At 62.8% G+C, this 20,070-nt stretch carries 21 protein-coding genes; 9 read left to right on the top strand and 12 right to left on the bottom strand.

Going from position 1 to position 20,070, the window contains the following annotated elements; all coding sequences use genetic code 11:
• Window positions 1–10: 10 nt before the first annotated feature.
• Genes GFS60_RS10405 through GFS60_RS10385 form a run of 5 tightly spaced genes read right to left on the bottom strand, consistent with a single transcriptional unit; the run spans window position 11 to window position 7,469 of the window.
• Entirely contained in the window at window positions 11–862 is an 852-nt protein-coding gene (locus GFS60_RS10405) for an aminotransferase class IV (protein WP_159921006.1), read from the bottom strand.
• A complete protein-coding gene (locus tag GFS60_RS10400) occupies window positions 859–1,788 on the bottom strand; it encodes a hypothetical protein (protein ID WP_159921004.1) in 930 nt (309 codons plus the stop codon). The genes GFS60_RS10405 and GFS60_RS10400 overlap by 4 nt, the downstream gene beginning before the upstream one ends.
• Window positions 1,754–5,200: an ATP-binding cassette domain-containing protein gene (locus GFS60_RS10395; protein WP_159921002.1), complete on the bottom strand. Its 3,447-nt coding sequence runs from the start codon at window positions 5,198–5,200 to the stop codon at window positions 1,754–1,756. The genes GFS60_RS10400 and GFS60_RS10395 overlap by 35 nt, the downstream gene beginning before the upstream one ends.
• Entirely contained in the window at window positions 5,194–6,363 is a 1,170-nt protein-coding gene (locus GFS60_RS10390; RefSeq protein WP_236603433.1) for a cupin domain-containing protein, read from the bottom strand. Before GFS60_RS10390 ends, GFS60_RS10395 begins: the two co-directional genes overlap by 7 nt.
• Window positions 6,288–7,469 (bottom strand): ATP-grasp domain-containing protein, encoded by a 1,182-nt coding sequence (locus tag GFS60_RS10385; protein WP_159921000.1) that lies wholly within the window; start codon window positions 7,467–7,469, stop codon window positions 6,288–6,290. Before GFS60_RS10385 ends, GFS60_RS10390 begins: the two co-directional genes overlap by 76 nt.
• Before the next feature lie 205 nt (window positions 7,470–7,674).
• Here GFS60_RS10385 and GFS60_RS10380 point away from each other — a divergent pair, with 205 nt between their 5' ends.
• From GFS60_RS10380 to GFS60_RS39920, 4 genes are all read left to right on the top strand, one after another.
• Window positions 7,675–8,934, top strand: coding sequence for a hypothetical protein (locus GFS60_RS10380; RefSeq protein WP_236603432.1), 1,260 nt, complete (start codon window positions 7,675–7,677; stop codon window positions 8,932–8,934).
• 2 nt (window positions 8,935–8,936) lie between these two features.
• Window positions 8,937–9,932 carry a methyltransferase gene (locus GFS60_RS10375; protein WP_159920998.1) on the top strand — a complete coding sequence of 332 codons (996 nt, stop codon included), beginning with the start codon at window positions 8,937–8,939 and terminating at the stop codon, window positions 9,930–9,932.
• A gap of 606 nt (window positions 9,933–10,538) precedes the next feature.
• A complete protein-coding gene (locus GFS60_RS10370; protein WP_159920996.1) occupies window positions 10,539–10,967 on the top strand; it encodes a WhiB family transcriptional regulator in 429 nt (142 codons plus the stop codon).
• Window positions 10,968–10,997: 30 nt separating this feature from the next.
• Window positions 10,998–11,129 carry a hypothetical protein gene (locus GFS60_RS39920; protein ID WP_268962578.1) on the top strand — a complete coding sequence of 44 codons (132 nt, stop codon included), beginning with the start codon at window positions 10,998–11,000 and terminating at the stop codon, window positions 11,127–11,129.
• A 106-nt stretch (window positions 11,130–11,235) separates the two neighbouring features.
• Here GFS60_RS39920 and GFS60_RS10365 read toward each other — a convergent pair whose 3' ends face one another.
• The 3 genes from GFS60_RS10365 to GFS60_RS10355 all read right to left on the bottom strand — a co-directional run bounded on the left by GFS60_RS10365 (window position 11,236) and on the right by GFS60_RS10355 (window position 13,192).
• The gene (locus tag GFS60_RS10365) at window positions 11,236–11,664 is read right to left on the bottom strand and encodes a hypothetical protein (RefSeq protein WP_236603431.1); all 429 of its coding nucleotides are present in this window, start codon (window positions 11,662–11,664) and stop codon (window positions 11,236–11,238) included.
• 156 nt (window positions 11,665–11,820) lie between these two features.
• Window positions 11,821–12,090, bottom strand: coding sequence for a hypothetical protein (locus tag GFS60_RS10360; protein ID WP_159920992.1), 270 nt, complete (start codon window positions 12,088–12,090; stop codon window positions 11,821–11,823).
• Window positions 12,091–12,136: 46 nt separating this feature from the next.
• Window positions 12,137–13,192, bottom strand: a complete 1,056-nt coding sequence (locus tag GFS60_RS10355) for an SDR family oxidoreductase (RefSeq protein WP_442972186.1) — start codon at window positions 13,190–13,192, stop codon at window positions 12,137–12,139.
• A 91-nt stretch (window positions 13,193–13,283) separates the two neighbouring features.
• On the opposite strand from GFS60_RS10355, the gene GFS60_RS10350 reads away from it, so the two are divergent.
• The 3 genes from GFS60_RS10350 (at window position 13,284) to GFS60_RS10340 (ending at window position 14,624) form a co-directional block, all read left to right on the top strand.
• On the top strand, window positions 13,284–13,601 hold the full coding sequence (locus GFS60_RS10350; RefSeq protein WP_159920988.1) for an ArsR/SmtB family transcription factor: 318 nt from the start codon (window positions 13,284–13,286) through the stop codon (window positions 13,599–13,601).
• A gap of 115 nt (window positions 13,602–13,716) precedes the next feature.
• Window positions 13,717–14,139: a hypothetical protein gene (locus GFS60_RS10345; RefSeq protein ID WP_159920986.1), complete on the top strand. Its 423-nt coding sequence runs from the start codon at window positions 13,717–13,719 to the stop codon at window positions 14,137–14,139.
• 56 nt (window positions 14,140–14,195) lie between these two features.
• Window positions 14,196–14,624, top strand: coding sequence for a hypothetical protein (locus tag GFS60_RS10340; RefSeq protein WP_159920984.1), 429 nt, complete (start codon window positions 14,196–14,198; stop codon window positions 14,622–14,624).
• A 1-nt stretch (window position 14,625) separates the two neighbouring features.
• Here GFS60_RS10340 and GFS60_RS10335 read toward each other — a convergent pair whose 3' ends face one another.
• Together GFS60_RS10335 and GFS60_RS10330 are read right to left on the bottom strand one after the other, a co-directional pair.
• The gene (locus GFS60_RS10335) at window positions 14,626–15,354 is read right to left on the bottom strand and encodes a pyrimidine reductase family protein (protein ID WP_159920982.1); all 729 of its coding nucleotides are present in this window, start codon (window positions 15,352–15,354) and stop codon (window positions 14,626–14,628) included.
• Complete coding sequence (locus GFS60_RS10330; RefSeq protein WP_159920980.1) at window positions 15,354–15,878, bottom strand: flavin reductase family protein; 525 nt, start codon at window positions 15,876–15,878, stop codon at window positions 15,354–15,356. The genes GFS60_RS10335 and GFS60_RS10330 overlap by 1 nt, the downstream gene beginning before the upstream one ends.
• A gap of 217 nt (window positions 15,879–16,095) precedes the next feature.
• On the opposite strand from GFS60_RS10330, the gene GFS60_RS10325 reads away from it, so the two are divergent.
• Window positions 16,096–17,595 carry a stealth family protein gene (locus GFS60_RS10325; protein ID WP_442972185.1) on the top strand — a complete coding sequence of 500 codons (1,500 nt, stop codon included), beginning with the start codon at window positions 16,096–16,098 and terminating at the stop codon, window positions 17,593–17,595.
• A gap of 24 nt (window positions 17,596–17,619) precedes the next feature.
• On the opposite strand, the gene ppk2 is transcribed toward GFS60_RS10325, so the two are convergent.
• The gene (ppk2, locus tag GFS60_RS10320; RefSeq protein WP_159920978.1) at window positions 17,620–18,564 is read right to left on the bottom strand and encodes a polyphosphate kinase 2; all 945 of its coding nucleotides are present in this window, start codon (window positions 18,562–18,564) and stop codon (window positions 17,620–17,622) included.
• A gap of 83 nt (window positions 18,565–18,647) precedes the next feature.
• Between ppk2 and GFS60_RS10315 the strand changes: the two genes are divergently transcribed.
• Complete coding sequence (locus tag GFS60_RS10315) at window positions 18,648–19,016, top strand: helix-turn-helix domain-containing protein (RefSeq protein ID WP_159920976.1); 369 nt, start codon at window positions 18,648–18,650, stop codon at window positions 19,014–19,016.
• Here GFS60_RS10315 and GFS60_RS10310 read toward each other — a convergent pair whose 3' ends face one another.
• Entirely contained in the window at window positions 19,017–19,952 is a 936-nt protein-coding gene (locus tag GFS60_RS10310; protein WP_159927044.1) for a phosphodiesterase, read from the bottom strand.
• Between the last annotated feature and the right edge of the window lie 118 nt (window positions 19,953–20,070).

Raw genomic sequence — 20,070 nt, 5'->3', positions numbered from 1 at the left:
AGCCCGGGTTTCACAGCGCCGACTTCTTGTTCGTCAGGCGCTGATACTCGGTTGCGAGCGCGTCAGCCAACGAAGCTGTCTCGTAATGGATCCCGTCGATGCAGGAGATCTTCGTGATTTCCATTGCAGTTCCGCACAAGAATGCGCCGTCGAACGATTCGAGCTCGGCGTAGGAAATATTGCGCTCCGTGACAGATACGCCCAACCGTGGAGACAGCTCGTCGATGATCACCTTTCTGGTAATTCCGGCGAGCGCCAATTCCGTGGTGGGTGTGAGCAAAGCGTCCCCTTTGATGAAGAACACATTCGAACCACTTGACTCACAGACCGTGTCGGTGGTCGAGAGGAAGATGACGTCGTCATAACCATCGGCCTTTTGATGGTAGCTCAAGTAGCTCAACGCGTAAGTCGACGATGTCTTCGCCTGATAGGGGTGGCACGATGCCGGCGCACGCCTCCACGTCGCCGTCGCAAGCCGATAATTCCCTGGTGCAGAATTCGCAGGAAAGGGTAGCGCAAAAACGACTACCCGACTCGAGCATCCTTGCGCCCGGAAGCTGACATCCGAATCGTCGTAAAAAACCAGGCACTTCAGGTAAGCGTCGTTCAGCCCGTTCACTCTCAGCAACTCGTAGCACGCATCGGCCAGATCTGCATTCGAATACGGCACCGTATGCCCGAACACGTCAGCAGACCGCCGCAGCCGGTCCAAGTGATCGTCGAGCTTGAAGATGTTCCCGCCGTAGCTACGGATACCTTCGAACACCGAGGACCCATAGGACAATGAATGAGTCGCCGGTGACAGAGTCATATCGTCGTATCGGACGAAGCTACCGTCCGCCCAGGACATGTCGCTGATCATCTTGTTTCCCTACCCGATCTCGCATAATCGTGCATCGCTTGCCTCTGGCGTGTGTTGAGCGGAATCAGCCAGTTGTCCAGGTCGACAATATGGTTTGCGCCCACCCGCACCTTGCTCTCGATTGCGCCGCGGCCCAGGCAAATGTCTTCGAAACCCAGCCGATCGGCGAATTGGTACAACTGGTAGTAGTCGGTGATATACAGGTTGAGCCCCCGCGGGATTCGATCACGGTCCAGCCCCTGGACGAGCATCGTGAAGACACCGCGCTCGTCGTCGGCATAGCTCAGCGATCCGTTCACGGGGGCATTGGTCGACTTCTCGTAGTCCAGCTTCAGATAGTATTTTGTTCCTTCCGACGAACGTGCCAACATTCGCAGAACGTCGGCAGTATATAAATTCCTGGAGTGCCCATACTTCGCCACATTCAGGGCTTGTAGAACGGCGAAATCGTGCAGGGCGCGGTCACCGTCCGGCAGCTCTGACAGGCGGTGTATCTGGGTTTCACACGCCGCCTCAGCTTTCGCGGTGAGCTTTCTGATTGCCTTGTATTGCCGATCTCCGACGGTTGCTCGCAGAGTCGAATCCACACGTCCGGATGACCGAAAGTACGCTGCTTGCATGAACGGAACCGCGATGACGCGGGAATCGGGCACGCGTGGGGATCTGAGAAGAGAGGGAATCAACAACCAGTCGGCGGCGGAAGCCAGCTCCAGCAACTCCGCCAGTCTCCCTTCGTCGGGCTCGTCGGACACCGGCATATAGAAGTACCCCGGGCCGACATAGGCGCGCTCTTGGTGTAGCGCGTAGTTCCTGACCTCCCTTCTCTGGAGGACAGCATCCCAGTGAGCGATATCCATCAGTGGGAGGTGCGGCTGCGAAACATTATGGCTGTCACAGAACGCAATTCGCTGGGGTTGCCATTCCATCGACTTCCTCCTTGTCGGTCGAGCGTCGATCGATGGCTGTTGCGGGCGGCTCGCCCGAAATCTCGAGTAGACGTCTTTCATCGTTGAAATGGAAGATTCGGTTGGCAAGTCTCGCCAGCTCGCGATTGTGGGTGATGATGAAGAAGAGGGTGTCCGGAAGTGCAGAGGTCAGGGCACGCAATACGGAGAGCTCTGCTGCGGCACACAACTCCGACGTGGCTTCGTCGAGAATCGCGATCGCGGGTGGGTTGATCATCACGTCGAGCAGTGCCAGTCGTTGCAGTTCCGTCTTGCTCAGCGTCAACAGACCGCTGCTGGGGACTATCTCGTCGAACCCGGAAGGTAGTCGCTCGACGACATCCTCAGCGTCGAGGTAGCGGACCACGCGAGCCAGTTCCTGACGTGACGGGTTGTTGAAGTGCTCGGACAATCGTCCTGGCTTGAATATCGGGCTCGATGTCAGGAGGAGGACGTCTTGGTCGTGCGAATCCGACACGTATCCTGTCGTACGGCCCAACGTAGAGACGACACCCGTGGTCGGGCGCAACGTACCCACGACAAGCTTTGCGAACGTCGACTTACCCACCCCACTGGCTCCCGTGATCACCACGATGTCACGGCGATAGAACGACTCCGTGTGGTTCTCGAGCAGCACTGCGCCGGTGTGCCTGGCGACGAATGCGACATCGGTGAAGGACACGAGTGCGTCGTCTTTCATCGCCGGACACGTTCGGTTCGGCGCGGCGGGGAGCGGAGGTGTGAGCAGACGATCCGCGCTGTCCAGCACCTGCCTGAGTTCGACCAGGCAACTACCCAACCGTGCGAAGAGTGCAATCAGGCTGTAGGAAAGACTCAGCGCCAGGACATTGATCAGGCCGAGGCCGCCCTGGGCGTAGACGAATACCGTTGAACCCACGATGGCCGACAGGAACAGCACCCCCATCAGATCGAGCTTGTAGGTAAACCATCGCCGCGCCGCCGCATTGTTCATCGAAGCCAGGGCGCGATCCATCAGGCTGCTGTTCAGCCAACTCACGAGAACCGCGTTGTCTCTCGCCAACTCGAATCTGCTCGAACTCCGTGTCGTTGCCTCGACCCGCGCGAACAAAGCCGACGTCGTTCCGATCTCGCACTCGTTGAAGTACCGCAGTCGGTTGCCTGATCGACGGGAAGTGTGCCAGTAGCCGAGGCACATCACAGCACAAGGAAGCAGCGCAAAGATGTTCTTGCTCAGGACGAAACCGGTGGTTGTGATCAGAAGCGCCGCCGCACCCAACGTATGCAGCAGTATGGCGGGCAACACTTCGTCGACACGTCGTTGATCCCACGTGAGCTTGCTCTGCGAGTCTTGGTTGACCTGATCGACTGCCGAGTCATCGAGCGTCGGGCTCATGATCGACGAGAAGTACCGCACGCACTGTCGGGATGCCGCACCGATACTGCGCCGCACGGTCAGCAAGGCGCCGCAGATCGACAAGAGTGCACCTGCCGCCACCACGCAGACCAGGATCATCGACGACGCACCCACATTCGCGGTCGACAGTCCACTCGCAGCCACGTAGTCACCGACGATCGTCAGAACTTCTCGGCACATGAACAGGACACACGCAACGAATGCGATTCTCGCGATGCCGAACCTGATCAAGCTACGCCTGGACGGCGTCCGGACTTCGGCCACATCCGTGCGGCGGGAAGGGTGGCGAGGGAGCGGACGTTCGTCGGGAGTGCGCCACCCCGAGCTTTCGGGTAGCAGTTCCGACTGCGTTGTCAGATTACGTATGACTTCGACCACTGCGCCGTCGGCCACCACCCAGATTTCCTCCGCCGAGTCGATCTCGTCGGGTTTGTCTGTTGCATAGACAACGGTGGTGTCGCTCCACGGCCCCCGGAGGAGTGAGCTCAGCAACCCTCTCCCCAGGTCGTCGTCCAGACCTGATGTGGGTTGATCAATGAGAACGCACGCCGGCTCGGCCAGCAATGCCCGCGCCAGTTCCAGCCGCTTTCCTTGCCCGCGGGATACGTCCCAGGCCTCGGTTCGAGGTGGCGACTTGCTCTCGAGGTACTCGGCATAGAAGGTGTCGGGCAGTCTGGACTGCGCCAGTGCTCGGACCGCTTCGTCGTCCGAAACGTCGCGTCGATAGAGGCACAGATTCTCGTACAGTCCGCCCGGGTAGATCCATGGTTCGTCCGGGACGAAGATTATCGTCGTATCGAGTCGGTTGTTCAGCCGTGCGCCGGCTTTCAGAATCGATGTTTTGCCACTGCCCGCTGCGCCGACGACGGCAATGTGCTTTGCCGTTGTCGTCGGCAGCTGGACGGCGCTCGCACCGGCGTCTGACGGGCCGGTGCCGGACAGATATTTCGCAACGTTGGTGTGCCCGACTACGCCTTGGGACATGCTCTGGGCAATTTCGGGCACATTGTTGGCGACCGATCTCAGACCCCCGATCAACGCCATTGCCGACAGCAGGCCCGCTGGATCCACATGACCTAGATAAGCCAGCTGGGTAAATGCTGCAGCGAGCATCCCTACGACCGGTGTCAGAGTAGATATGAGGTTGATCGCCGCGACAAGACGCGCCGCCCTCGCGAGTGAGCGCTCTTCGCCATCTCGCTTGTCGGCGTAGCGCCGGATCAGTTCGTGGTTCCAGTTCTTCAGCCACGCAACCCCTCGGTTGTTGATCGAGAACATGCCGACGTCGATGCGTTCCGCCGAAATTGCCGATAGTTCTGTGTGGGCCTTGGTGAGTTGTGTGGCGATCCAGAATATCGCCATCGAACTGATGACAATGATCGCCAGCGCCGACAATGCACTCAGCCCCAGCGCCACGAAGAAGAACGCAGAGGTGAAAGTTAACGTGGCGAGCGACAGAATCATGAATACCAGGCCGGACCAGGCAGCTTCGACGCGCGCCGCCTCACGGTCCATTAGCGTGACAACACCGGAGGGTCGGTCGGAATTGCCACCGCCGCGCTTCTTCCGTAGCAGTCTTTGCTCGATGTAGGTCCGGGCTCCGATGCCTGCCAGTTCGGCTGACAGGAAGGTGTGATTGAGAGCCAACCACGCCGAGTACGTCAATAGTATGCAGGTGATCCCCAGCGTCAGGTTCACCATCGGCGGTGTGCCGGGTTCGACGAGGTGCTGGATCAGTGATCGCAGCGTGACGGCTGCACCGAATGCGCAACCAGCGTTGAAGGCTATGGCGAGGAGCGCAAGCAGAACATCGCGACGGAGCGCTCTGAGTACGGATCTGTGGAGTCGCTCGTCTTGGGGCGCATTCAGGTCGTCTCGTCGCGCAGCATCGCACCAGCGCTGCCATCGCGAAAGGTGAAATGCGTTGGTATGCCGGTCGAACTGGGTTCCAGAACGAGGAACCTCGAACCAGACGACTCTCTCGAGCACACTCAGCATGTGGACAGTGTGTCGTCTACGGCGATGGAAGCGATTCGGTCGCACAGTCGTGTGATCATCGTCCATCCCTCGCCGAGCGCTTCCCGTAATTCGTGGATCTCCGTTGGGTTTGCTCGATCGAGAAGGTCGATCCCCATGCTCACATGGTGGCCGTCGTCTTCACCGTGCTCTTCGAAGTGTGGAATGTCGGGAAACGCGCGCGCCGCTTCTCGGTGCCAGATTTCGCCACTACCTTCCAGCACCACGTGCATCAGCAATGTTCGCACCATGTCGCTCCTGCAGAGCATCTGCTGCCTGAACCAGTCCATTGTCGATACGAACGTCGCGTCGGAGACCGGCGAGTGCGACGAGTTCCGTTGCTGTCTGAGGTTGTTGTTGTGTCCCAGTTCTTCGACTAGATGATCGAGTGCGACATGCTTGTGTTGCGGGTCAGTAGTCATCGCCACACGCAGGTGCAGCAGATCTTGGAACACATCCGACCAGGTTTGCTGGCAGTCGAGTAGTCTTTCGCGAACGCCCGAGTCGGTCATCGAAGGGGTGTCGATCAACCGCAGCAGACTGCTGTTCCTGAATTGCTCCAGGTACTTCTCGTTGTCCTCGAGGAGCGCGGCCGCGGGATCGGACTCAGCGGCTGCGAACATGGCATTCGGGTTGTCGGTATCCTCGTACAGGGCCTTGCCGTTGAACTGGATCGACAGCGCCCAGAACCCGTTGCGAGTTCCCTCGAAGCCGTGCCATGAGTCGCCGGGTACGAGGATCATATCTCCCGCAGCGACGTCCTGCTCTGCGCTCCCCATTGTTCGTCCGGAACCCTCGCAGACCAGGATGAGGCTCGCTTCCGGGTGTTTGTGCACAGAGAGCACCTGACCACATTCCAACCTGACCCAGCTGATCGCCAGATTGCTAGACGCGGGAATGAACTGGGCCAGTTCGGGATGTTGGGAGAAGATCTTGACGACACCCAGGTTGTGGGCGTGGCCGTCGACCACCACCTCGTTGATCGTGTCGAGTGCGCTTCTGGCTATGATCTGCATCGATTTCTTCCCTTCTTGATGAGAGGATGCGGTTTTCATGATCGCGTCGATTTTCAGGAACAGTTGACGTCGAGATAGTCGATGGCTCGCTTGAATGGCTCGCTCTCGTTGCAGGCGAAAACAATCCAACCGATCTTGTCGTCGTTTGTCCGGGGTCTGTCGAGTCGCGATGGTGCAGGCTCGATATGGAGCCTGATGATGTCGACGCCTCGGAGCGCGCTCCGAAGACACTCGGGGTCGATGGGTTCGTAGAATTGGTGCGACGCGGCGTACGCATACCGCGCCTGTTCCCGGCCGACGCCGGAGTTGTCGACTTCACTCCAGAAACGAAGCGTTTCTCTGAATTGGCTGACGCCGGTCGTGAGTTCGACCAGAAGTCCGATGTAGTCACCGCCGACCCGGTTGTTGATCTCGATCAGGCGAAGCCCGCCAGCCGTGATCTTCACTTCGATATGACACGGCCCGTGCTGGTAATTTATTCGGGTGAGCAGTCTTTCGCAGTAGGCACTGACAATGTGGAACATGTCGTCATCCACGGCATCCGGTGAGATGACGTGCTGTTCTTCTGCAAGGGAATTCCTGTGCAGCTTCTTGTTCGTCACAGCGAGAACTCGATGATTGCCGTCGATGGTCAGGGTCTCGACACTGATTTCGCGTCCGGGCAAGTACTCTTCGGCGAGCATCACGAAACCGTCCGCTGTCAGCTCGGCGAGCGCCGCGGTCAGCTCACGTTCGTCGCGGACGATGAACACGCCTTCGCTGCCCGACCCAGCCGGATCCTTGAGAACGACCCCCCGGGGGTGATGGAGGAGGAAGGCTCGTACCTCGGCCGGCGTGCGACATATCGTGTTCGCGACGGCGAACTCCGTGCTGTCGAGAAATGTCCGCATCAATTGCTTGTCGATACACAGCTCGCATGCGCTGAGGTCGAGACCCGGGACAGACAGGCGGTGGCTTGCAAGGGCCGCGGAAAGCAACCCGCCCTCGGTAAAGGAGAAAATGTGGTCGACCCGTTCGGATCTCATTATTCGTGTGATCTCAGCGAACACGGTGTCCGGTCCGAAATCAGCCACGGGACTGATGTGTTCGGTAAGGCCGCGGAGGTTCGGACCGATCGCGCCGTGCAGCTGTAGTACGGTGAACTCGAAGCCCAGCCCCGCGAAATGCGGGAACGTTTCATCATGCCCGCCGATCAGGACGATGTGTCGCCGGCGCTGCCCGTCGTCGGTGGTCAATTGCCCTCGCTATCCAAACCCTGGCTTCTCTGATACCCAATGGTCAGCGCGCGTCGGCCCGGCGAATAGGCACCCTAGGGGGCCCGAAGCTTCACCCCAGCAGCAGGGGTGGCCGATGCGGCTCCCTAGGGTGCCTATCGTTTCTGCCTGTCGGAACACAAGATTGCGGAATACCGCTGAGCAGAACGGATGAAAGGTACATCCCTTGTTGATTTCCGAAACGTTGCTCGAAGCTGAGGCCGAACTCGTCCACAGCGCCCCGATCGGTGTCGGCGGCACGTGCTTCCAGGCCGCTGACGCGTCACCCGATACCCGTTCCGGTCGCAAGGTACCGGAAGCGCTTCGGCAATGGGCCGCGGGACACACCGATTTTCCGTTCACGGCCGTCGTCGACCACTATCAGGTGGTCGGACGAAACGGTGTGCGGCCACACGTGGCGACCATGTTGCGCGATATCCACGGCAAATCCCGATCCGACCCGGTGCTCGCCGAATGGCTACCGATGACGTTCGACGACAACGATGCGTCCTATTCGTCGTATGTCGGACTCGATTACTTCGATCAGGTCGTCCGATCGGTCGACTGCCAGCGTGTCGACGCATTCGTAGCCGCGACAGCCATCGACCTCGCTCTGCTGGAGACAAGAGCGTTAGCGGCGGCGCCCCGACCTCCCCAATCGGTCAGGACGCGTGCGGCCGTCCGAGTCGTGTCGCAACTCTCCCGGCTCGCACCCGATTTCAAGCTCCATCCCAGCGTGGCTGCGGAGGGTGTCGCAGCGCTTGCCCAGGCCGGTGCCACCTACGACTCGTTTGGTTCTTCTGCCACGCTGGCGCTGAGAAGTGTTCCCGAAGACATCGGAGCCGCAGTTCGGTTGACTTTGCTGCCGACGACTCGTCTGCACGACGAGCAGATGTTCATCCGCTGCATCCAGATATTCGAGGGACTGTACCGGCAGATTGCAACGGCGATATCGACGGCGATCACGGACCTCCTCGACGGAAACGCCGCTGATGCGAAGGATCGCCTCGATCGGGCGTCGGGTCGCCTCGAGGCGATACCTACTCTCTTCCGGGTTCTGACGACGATGCCGGTTGACGCTTTCTCCATCATTCGCGGCTTCACCCATGGGCGGAGCGCTGTTCAGTCGCGCGCATTCCGCGACGTCGAGTTCGCGTGCGCGCCGCGTAGCCAACGCAGCACTGACCACGTTTCGAAGGTCCACGACGAGCAGCCGACTCTGGAGGCCGTGTTTCTGGCGATGCGGCATGCACTCCCTGATGCAGTGCCTCTCGAGCAATCGATGCGCCGTCTCGACCGCGCGTGGGGTGCGATGAAGCGTGGCCACTGGGGCATCACCTTGAAGGTCATCGGCACAGTACCTGGAACCGGTGGCACGGCAGGCGCGTCGTATTTGCAGAGTGCCGCAAAGGTGTCACTCTTTCCCGGACTCCCCGAGGTGGCATGAGCATGAGCGACATCAACAACCGGGTCAGAAAGCAGATCATGGGATACATCGTGTCCCAGGCTATTGCTGCCGTATGCGAACTGGGGGTGCCCGACAAGCTGTCGAATGGATCCCGCTCGCTGCCCGATCTTGCAACCAGTGTCGGCGCCCACGCGGATGCTCTCGGTCGATTCATGCGGGTTCTCGTGGCAGAAGGACTATTCACGGAAGAGGCCGCGGGACGATTTGCGTTGACGGATGCCGGCGAGCTCCTACGGGTCGACACTTCCGGTTCACTGCGTCACCTGGTCGGACTGATGTCAAAGGAGGCCTACACCGTGTGGGGACACTCGCTCCACTCTGTCCGAACCGGGAAAGAGTCGTTCACCGAGGCGTTCGGACGGCCATACTTCGAGTGGTTGTCCGATAACCCCTCGGCTTCCGATGAATTCGACCGGTGCCAAGCAGGACTTGTCGAGGTGCGCCTGTTGCCGTTGCTCAACCGCGACTGGACGGAAACAACGACCGTCGTCGACATCGGCGGCGGGGCCGGCACATTGATCGAAACCTTACTCGGGAGTCACCCCCACCTGCGGGGCACAGTGTTCGATTTGCCACACGTCGTCGCGGAATCGGCATCGAAGTTCCGCTCGGCCGACCTCGATGACCGAACGACTGTTGTAGGCGGCAACTTCTTCGAAGAAGTCCCGCAGAATGGTGATGTATATGTGTTGTCCCAGATTCTGCACGACTGGGACGACGAATCCGCTGGCAAGATCCTCGGCAACTGTCGGCGAGCGATCTCAGGAAACGGCCGCCTGCTGATCGTCGAGCAAGTCTTGCCCGAAGTGGCTACAGCCCACCCCATGGCCCTACTGGACCTCCACATGCTGGTTCTGCTGGGTGGTCGGGAACGGACGGCCACCGAATGGCGCCGATTGTTGAGTGGTCACGGTTTCACGCTGGAATCAATCACACCCGGCCCCCGCTCCTCCGTCATCGAAGCGGTGCCCGCGTGAGATCGTTCCACATCATATGAACGGATAACGACACGCTTCAGCCGTGGTGACGAGGGCACTGGTGTCCACTACGGGCGGCTTCGGCTGCCTCGCGGCGAGCTGGTGTATCGGAGCCTCCGATGTGACGCCAGTTACTTTCGAGCGATTTCCCTGAATTGTCCACCGAAGTGTCGATAGCCTCGAAATCACACCGTTTCACTTCCTCGCGAGACGAAGGACGGTGTGTGGAGACCCCCGGACAATCCGGACGCCTCCCAGCCCACCCGATGTCGAGAACAGGCATCAGCGCAACACACTCCCGCTTCGGCTGCGGACGAGGTGCCGCAGCGACTGCAGCGGTCGCTGCCTGGCGAACTCCTCTTCAGCGTCGAGAGTGAAACCGTGATGCGTTCGCGGAGTCGTGTCGCACCACGCTTCTGCGAGCGCTGTTGCGCGGACTCGGTCTGACTCCCCTCTCTCTAAGGAGGCCACACCACCCATACCCGTATCGATTTTCTGCGCACCCACCGTCGGCGATTGGCCCAACCCCGCCATTCGCACTAGTGCGTGCCCGCTCTTGCCGGCGAATCGTGTGACCGTTCGACTCCGAAAGCGACTTATCCCGCAGTGCCTGATCATCCGCACCACCTCATCAACCTTGCCTGGCAAGGCCGCGCCTCCTGCCGCGGTGCAGACACCGAGATCTTCTTCTCCCCTGACGGTGAACGCGGCTCGACCCGGGCCCAGCGTGAGCGCGCCGCCAAACAGATCTGCCAGGACTGCCCCGTGCTCGCCGACTGCCGCGCCCACGCCTTCACCGCCGTCGAGACGTACGGCATCTGGGGTGGCATGTCCGAGAATGAGCGCGCCCGCCACACCCGGCGTACCCGCCGAACGGCTCGTCACCGCGGTAACACACCCGCTACGGCAGCACCACAACCGAGGGAACGCCACCGCGACCACTCGTCCGCAGTGAATCGGTACGGCGGTCGCCCCGCTCCGCCGCCGGGACCTTCTCTCCATCAACACGCAGACGGTGCCCCTCAGTTTCGTTGACATTCCCACATAACGCGGTCATTCGCAGGAATGAACTCGGCGTTCGAGCAGCTCAGCCAGCTCGGCAATGGTGACTTCGACGGTGCCGAACAGGGGATCACCATCCATCGCAGCGCGGGCTACGGCCCTGCCGAGGCGTTCATGAGGTCGGCATGCAGCTGATCGGTCATGACTGATCAGTCTCCGGCACCCTCCACCGGGCTGCACCGTTCGTACGCCCCGCGGTGTGTCCCCCCGGACGAAGAGCCCGCCGCCGCCCATCGTCAAGTTATGTGGTGGTGACGTCGGGTGGGTCGGGAAGATCGACGTCGAGAACGAAGTCGAGCCAGATGATCGCGTCGGCCAGGGTGTCCGCCCGCTGGGTGGGGTCGAATTGTTCGGCGACGGCGAGTAACTGTTCCCCGGCCGCGACTTCTTCGGCGAGGAAGGCCGCTACAGTCTGCAGGACCCAACGCTCCGAGGCCGCCAAGTCATCCACGTCGACATGCGTCCCGTCCGTGAAGTGGAGATCAAGGACGAACGTCTCCCCTGGCCCCGCGGCGCCCAGCCGGGCGGTGATCACGCCGACGATGGCATCGACAACCCAGGCCAGCACATCGCCGTAGTTCGGCCGACCGTTGGTCGCCTGCGGTTCGGCGCACACTTGGGAGATTTCCCGCGAGAACAGGGCGGCGTCACGGTCACCGACCAGTTTCATCAGTCGACCACCCAAAGCTGCAGCCGACGGGCTGTGGGGACGACCTGCCTTCGATCCCATACCCAAGAGTGCCCGATCCCGGGCATCAACACCCAGTCGAGTCAGCGTGCGCGCCGAGTGGCCCGAAACTTGGTCGTGCCCAGTCGGCTCACCGGTTTAGACAGCAAGTCGGGTCAGCCGCCAGCCACGGCGTGCGGCAATGAAACCCGACACGGCCCCGAGGAGTGCACTGAGAATCAGGCCTGCCGCGAGAAACGGCATGGGATCCACCGAGTCCATGTGCGCGGCGCTTCCCCCGGCGCCGACGGGTTCGTAGCTGCCCACGTAGAAGTGCACTGGGTACGACAGCCACCAGGAGAACAGGCCGATACACACCAGGCCCGCACCGAGACCGAGGGCCGTTCCGATCAATGTCAGTGTCCGCACACGTTCAACGTCGCAAACGCCGGCTGTGCTGTTACTGCGGCCGCCCTCAGGGGATGATCTTCCGGGCCCGGAGGTCGCGGAAGATGTCGAGGAACATCTGCTCGGTCTCGACGTGACGGTGGAAACCGAGCCTGCGCGCCTTGGATCCGTCGGCGATGACGTCATAGTCCCAGCCGAAGACGAAGTCGCCGAACGCCCACGACGAGACATCCGCGTAAGGCGTGGGTTTCAGTCCGTGCTTCGCGACGAGTTCGTTCCATACCGGCTCCTTGTCCGCCATGACGACATCCATCGACATCGGCAGCGGCGGTGCGACGTCCAGTTCGAAGAAGTCCGCGATCTTCGGCATCATCTCGTCCCAGCGGAACAGATCGCCGTTGTTGATGTTGAATGCCTGATTGGCGCACTCGGGCGTGGTCGCAGCCCAGACGGTGGCCTCTGCCAGCAGTCCAGCGTCGGTCATCTCGATCAGACTCGTGTACGCGCCGGGTTTACCCGGAAACCGCAGCGGTACTCCGAGTTCCTTCGACATCGTGGCGTAAACCGCAATCACCAGAGCGAGGTTCATCGGATTCCCGAGCGCGAACCCACACACGACCGACGGGCGGATCGCGGACCACGTCCAGCGCTTGCCGCGCTGACGGTCCTCGAGGAACTGCTGCTGGTCCACATTGAACTCGGGCGGCATGTGCGGCGGGTCGCTCTCGCGCGCCGGCGTCTTGAACGGGCCGAGGTGGGCGCCGTAGACCTTGTAACCCTGCATCAGGCTGATGTGCTCTAGTCCCGCAGCCACCGGTTCGAGCGCGTTCACCGTGTTGACCAGCATCGCGACGTTGGGCGCGACGAGCTCCGCCCACGACGGGCGGTCCTGGTAGGCGGCGTAGAAGATATGAGTCACGTCGCGCAGTTCGCCCAGCTTGTCGGCGGCCTCGCGCTCGTCGAGCAGATCGACCGCGATGTGCCGCACCCAGTCGGTGTCGAGTCCGCCTCGGCGCGACAGTCCGACGACGTCCCACTCCCCGGTCGCCTCGAGATGGTCGATCAGATTGCCGCCGATCACCCCGCGCGCACCGACGACCACTGCCACTCTGCGCTTCGTCATCACTCACTCCTATCGGCATATCGCGAAGTTGCGATATATCGAGTCAAGCACACATATCGGAAAATCGCGATATAGCGGTACGATGAACACCGTGAGTGAACTTCCGGACCCGACCGACCTGGCCTCGGTCTTCAAAGCGCTGTCGAACCCGACCCGCGTGCGCATCCTGCAGTGGCTGAAGGAGCCGGACACCTTTCCCCCGCAGCTCGAACCAGTCGAAGAGGTCGGCGTGTGCCTGAAACACATTCAGGCGCGGGCCGAGGTCTCCCAGTCGACGGCCTCGCAGTACATGGCCGCCCTGCAGAGCGCCGGACTGGTCACCAGCCATCGGATCGGCCAATGGACCCACTACCGCCGCGACGAGGAGACGATCGCCCGGCTGGCCGACCACATCCGCACCGAACTCTGAACGCGGCCTTCACGTCGATTTCGAAACTGGAAGGGAATGAGGTCGACTTCGGTCCTGTTCGCCGAGACGGAGTCGGGCGCGAGGGTCGCCGCCGGTGCTGAGTAATGTCCGGAGCATGCCCCGATACACGACGACCTTGCACAACCGCGCGGCCCCCGACGCGCCGGCGTCCATCAGCCGGCACGTGCCGTTCCACGTCGCGCACGAGGCGGCCGCCGCAGCATGGGTGCGAGCGCTCCGCGAGGCGTGCGGCGAGCTCCTCGACCCGGTCACGCAGATCGCCGTCGTCAACGTCGTCAGCAACTTCGGCCGCGAACTGTTCACCGAGGAGGCGTACGTCGACGTCACCGCCACCCGGATCGGCACCACCTCGCTCACCCTGCAGATCGGCATCGAGCAGGACGGCACGCAGGCAGCCGAGGTGACCGCCACACTCGTTCAACTCGATTCGAGCCGTCGTGGTTCGGCTCCCTGGTCACCGGCTCAGGTTGCAGCTCTGGAGACACTGAGCACCGCATCAGTCACACCGTCGCGATGACGTCGGTTTCACGACCGCCGCGTTTCGAGAGCGCCTGAACTGGGCATTTCTGCACCATGAGTATCGAAGACGGCCCCGGCGAGACGCTGAGCCCCAGCGAAAGCCTCGACTCCGACGATGTGCGCAACAACGACGGAGACGATGTGGTCGATCCTCCCGACGGCTGGAGTGAGGCCGACAAATTCGGCACCACGGCCCGGGAGGAGCGCGAGGGCGAGTCGCTGGACGAGAAGCTGGCCGAGGAGGAGCCCGACATCGTGTTCGAGGAGCAACTCGACATCCCGATCGCCGAGCTGCCCGATGATCAGCTGTCCGAGGACGTCGACCGCATCATCGACGGGGAGGACGACATCGTGATCCCGGTGCTGGGCACCAAGCATGCCGATGTGGTGGAGGGTGTCATCGTCGAGGATTCGCGCACAGACCGGGGACAGATCGACGGCGCCGCGGAGGATGGCGACTCGTTCTTCACCGTCGTCGACTGATTCAGCGAATCCGGCCGTATCGGAGGTACAGGAAGTCGTCGTGGGTCAGTGCGTGCTGGAGTGACAGCGTCCGCGGCGCCCCGAGGGTGGGGCCTGCAGCTGCCTGCTGGGGTTGCGGTCCGGCCAGCCTCGGCGCCACGGTGAGGCACATTTCGTCGACGAGGTCGTGCAAGACGAGGTCGTCGAGCAGCGTGGGACCTCCTTCGCACAGAATCCTGCGGAGTCCGCGGTCCCGGAGTGCGGCGATCAGGGTGGGCATCTCGACGGTGTCTTCGCCCGCGACCACGATGTCTGCGGCCTCTTCGAGTGCTGAGCCGCGCTCGGTCGCAGTTCTCTGCGAGGTGATGACCAGCGGCCGCACGTCCCCGGTGAAGAGCGGCGTGTCGAGCGGAATGTTTCCGGTGCGGGTGACGACGGCGATCGGCGGTGGTGCGCCGAGTCCCCACCGTTCGAGCCGATAGCGCGACTGCTCCTCGGTGAGCACCGCCGGTCCGTACCGCTCCGCCCGGATGGTTCCGGCTCCGACGAGAACCACATCGGCGTAGGTGCGCAGGGCGCGCAGAAGTTGGTGATCCACCGCATCCGACAGCGGCCGGACCCGGCCGTCGAAGGCAGCGGCGCCGTCCAGGCTGGCCACCATGTTCACCCGGACGCCGTCGGGCGGGTCGCGGTAGAACTCCTCGGCCGACACCTCGTCCGTGCCCATGTTCAACTTGCGCATGGTCGGCATCATGCCTCATGTCCGGGTTCGAGGTCCCGCACGTCCGAGAAGGTGATCAATTCACCCAGATCATCCGGCGCCGAACCGCTTTCGGGTGCGAGGAGGAACGCGACATGATCGCCGAGTTCGAGGCGTTCGAGGATTCGGCCGCTGAACCAGGCCGCGGAGTCGTCGAGGATCGGCAGCCCGTGGGGGCCGGTGCGCCACTCGCACTGCGCGAACTTGTCGATCTCGTCACCGGTCTGTTCGCCGAAGAGAGTCGCCAGCGCGAGGTGCTCCCGCGTCAGCAGATGGACCGCGAGGTGTTCGGCGTTCACCGCGACCCCGTAGGTGTGGTTCTTGTTCGACAACCCCACCAAGAATCGCGGCGGGTTGATGCTGACCTGCGACGCGAACCCGACCAGGCACCCCGACCGCTGCTCTTCCCAGCGGGTGGTGACCACGAACATCGGATAGTTCAGCAACGCGACGACATCCTCGAACGCCTGTCCGGCGTCGTGCTGCGTCGTATCGGAATTCCCGTTATGCGGCATTTACCCTGTCTAACAGATTAGGGCGGAAGCTTCGCAGGGCGCCGTCCTTCGGAACGCCGGTTGAGGGCATAGAATAGGCCTCGCCGCACTCGCAGCCGTCACCTGAAAGGCCCCCAAGATTACACATTCTTCTGCTCCGCACGATGTTTACCTGGTTCCACCCGAGCAGGAGAGCGGCGACGCCGTCGCTCACGCTTCCGCCGCGGCACAGTCCAGGTTGGAACACCGACCCGATGTGGTGCGGGTCAAGGGTCGCTTCGCGCTGACCATCACCACCACGACGCCGCACGAGGCGATGGTGGAGGATCTGCTGTTTATCCGCGATGTGCTGGACGGCGCGGGCATCGACTATCTGCTGGTGCGGGGCAACGACGAACGTCCGGTAATCGCGATCGACTGGGCTCTGCGCAAGCAGTTGCGCACCGCCCTCGTGGCCGCGTGCCGCAACCGCCCGTTCTACTCGAAACCCGTCGACGCCAAGCGTGATTCGGCCGTTCTCGTCGCCGACGGCGCCCTCTCCGCGAACTCGAAGGCGCGAATCTTCCGGCTGTTCCGGCCGCGGGTGCACGTGGCGAGCGGCCTGAGCTACGGGGCGGCGACGGGTGTGCAGATCGAACTGTGGAAGTTCGCCGACGACGAGATCGTGCTGCCCATCGAGAACTCTTTGACCCGCCGGGTCGTGCGGCCGGAAGAAGCGGTCCGCGGCACCGTCGAGCGGTTCGGCCGGGTGTGGCCGACGATCGAGAACATGTTCGCCGACCACGCCTCCGACATCAACTTCGATATCGATCTGGTGTTCTCGTGGGTGGACGGATCGTCCAAAGAATTTCAGGCGCAACGCGCCAAGCGGATGCAGAACTATGTGGTGGGCGAGGGCGACGACTCCGAGGCCCGGTTCCGGCAGATCAACGAACTGAAGTATGCGCTGCGTTCGGTGCACATGTATGCGCCGTGGATTCGCCGCATCTTCGTCGCCACCGACTCCGATCGTCCGGCGTGGCTGGCCGACGACCCCCGCGTCACCTTCGTGCCCAGCGAGGAATTCTTCGCCGACCCGTCGGTGCTGCCCACCCACAACTCGCAGGCGGTGGAGTGCCAGCTGCACCACATCCCCGACCTGTCGGAGCACTTCCTGTATTCCAATGACGACATGTTCTTCGGCCGTCCCGTCGGACCGGAGATGTTCTTCTCCCCCGGCGGCATCAGCATGTTCATCGAAGCGACCACCCGAATCGGGCTGGGCCACAACGACGAACAGCGCAGCGGTTTCGAGAATGCAGCCCGCGTCAACCGGCGGTTGCTGCAGAACCGCTTCGGCGTGACCACCACCCGGCACCTCGAACATGCCGCCACCCCGCTCCGCCGGAGCGTACTCGAGGAGATGGAAAAGGAGTTCCCCGACGAGTTCGCCGCCACCGCGGCCAGCACCTTCCGCGCTAGCTCCAACATCTCGGTGACCAACTCGCTGTATCACTACTACGCGTTGATGAGCGGGCGCGCTGTGGTGCAGACGTCGGCGCGCGTGAAGTACGTCGACACCACCGTCAAGGCGGGACTGCGCGACATGGACTCACTGCTCGCCAAGCGGTCCATGGACTTCTTCTGCCTCAACGACGGCAGCGCACCGGAGATCGACCTCGAACTGCGCACCAAGAGGGTCACCGATTTCCTGGAAAGCTACTTTCCCATCCCGGCGCCGTGGGAGACCGGGGCCTGAGCGACCGCCCCCGGGGAGGCTCCGTCAGACCGCGGGGATCGAGTCGCCGGGCCGCTCGCCCTCGTCGTAGACGGTGGCGGGTGGGCCGATGATCTGCGGGTCGGGCGTGCCCACCACCTTCTCGTCCTTGCCGGTGTAGTCGAACTTGTGGAGCACCCACCGGATCGCCTCGATGCGGGCCCGTTTCTTGTCGTTCGATTTCACGACGGTCCACGGCGCGTGCGGGGTGTCGGTGTAGAAGAGCATGGCCTCTTTGGCCTCGGTGTAGGCGTCCCATTTGTCGAGGCTCGCGAGGTCGGTGGGTGAGAGCTTCCACTGCTTGACGGGGTCGGTGCTGCGGGCGACGAACCGGGCGTGCTGTTCTTCCCTGCCCACCGAGAACCAGAATTTCACGACGCGGATGCCCGACTGCACCAGCATCCGCTCGAACTCGGGGGCCGACCGGGTGAATTCGAGATACTCGTTGGGGGTGCAGTAGCCCATGACGCGTTCGACGCCGGCGCGGTTGTACCAGGACCGGTCCATCAGGACGATTTCCCCGCCCGCCGGGAGGTGCTGGACGTACCGCTGGAAGTACCACTGGGTGCGCTCGCGTTCGGTGGGCTTCTCGAGCGCCACCACCCGCGCACCACGGGGGTTGAGGTGCTCGGTGAACCGTTTGATCGCGCCGCCCTTGCCTGCCGCGTCCCGGCCCTCGAAGATGATGACCACCTTCTCGCCGTTTTCCTTCACCCAGGCCTGCAGCTTGAGCAGTTCGATCTGCAGCTTGCGTTTGCGGGCCTCGTATTGGCGGCGGGTCATCTTCTCGTCGTACGGGTATCCGTGCTTCCACGGCTGGTCCACCTCGGCGATGCCCCGCTTGCGGCCGGACTTGCGCAGCAGCTCACCGATCTCGTCGATTTCCGGCGTCACATCGATGTCGTTGTCGCCGGCGGCTTCGAATCGGTCGGAAGCGTGCAGCTCGTCCACAAGGAAAGGCTACCGCCGCGACGGTCCGTCTGCGGGTGTCATGAGATCGTGAAATGTCCGTCCCCCGGCAGGAAGCGTCCAGCATGAGCATCGACCACATCGTTCCCGCGCTTGACGCCGAGACTGTCACGGAGCTCCGATCGGTCCTCGCTGCGCTGTCCGGCGACGCCACTCCCACGGTGAGCGTCGACCGCGTCGAACTACCCGCCCCCGTCCGCGACGCCGTCGTCCAACTGCTCACGCTGCTCGGTGAGGGCCAGAGCCTGGCACTCGGGACAGTGGCGGATCTGCTCACCACCTCACAGGCGGCGGAGGTTCTGGGTGTCTCGGACACGTATGTGCGCCGGCTCGCCGATTCGGGGGCGCTGCCCATCGAGATGCGCGGCACCCACCGCCGGTTCCGGCTCTCCGATGTGCTGGCGCATCGTGAGCAGTTTCCGCGTCGAAGCTGACTACACCCGAACGGTCGGGCGCGGAACGACGTCTTCCCCGGCGTCCGGGATCCGCACACCCTTGTCGGCGAGCCGGCGCGCGGTCTCGTCGGCGGTGACGTATTCACCGACGGTGTCGTAGGAGCCCAGCGGGACCACGGAGTGGACGATGGTTTCGGGGTAGACGTGCACCAGGTTGAAGCCCTGCGCGCCGTCCTGCCCGCGCAGCGCTCCCGCCGGGACGTTGAGGTCCTGGGTGTAGCAGGTGGCGGAGGCGACGGAGACGGGGATGCCCGCGAAGGTGGCCGTCGTCGAGTAGTGCAGGTGCCCGGCGAGGATGGACCGCACGTCGCTGTCGCGGAGCACGTCGGCGAGTCGTGGCTGGTCACGCAGCTCCACCAGGACCGACAGGTCGAGGACGCACGGAACCGGCGGGTGATGCAGAGCCAGGATGGTGCCGTGCGGCGCGGGAACGGCCAGCTCCGCGGCCAGCCAGTCCAGCTGGTCCTGCTCGAGCTCGCCGTGGTGGTGTCCGAGGACGGTGGTGTCGAGGGTGATGATGCGCAGCCCGTCGACGTCGTAGGAGTGGTCGATCGGCGCGTACGACGGCTCCTCCCGGAGCAGCGCGGTCCGGAAATGGCCGCGGTCGTCGTGGTTGCCCATCGCCCAGATCACCTGCGCACCGAGCGACTCCGCGACGGGTTCGACGATGTCGCGCAGCTTCTCGTAGGCGCCCGGCTCCCCCTTGTCGGTGAGGTCGCCGGTGAACACCAGAGCGTCCGGCGCGGCGTGGGATGCCTCCACCTCGGCGAAAATCTGGCGCAGTTTGGCTTCGCTGTCGACAGCCCCGTAGAGCAGGGTTTCGTCGACCAGATGCGTGTCGCTGAGATGGAGCACGAAGTGCGACGGCCGTGGATACTCGGCCGTACGTAGGTCGGCTGCCTCGGTACCGTTGATCGGTCTCTCGCTTCCGCTCGCCCGGAGGGACAGGAGCCAGGCGGACTCCCGCTGGGTATCCACACTAGACAAGTGCGTGCAAGCAACGTCCAGGGGCACGCCGGACGGATGCCGGGTG

Origin of the sequence: Rhodococcus sp. WAY2 (genome assembly GCF_009859915.1) — a bacterium.
Classification (GTDB): Bacteria; Actinomycetota; Actinomycetes; order Mycobacteriales; family Mycobacteriaceae; genus Rhodococcus_F; species Rhodococcus_F oxybenzonivorans.
The sequence above is the reverse complement of the archived record's forward strand: the minus strand, read 5'-3'. Positions and strand labels throughout refer to the sequence as shown.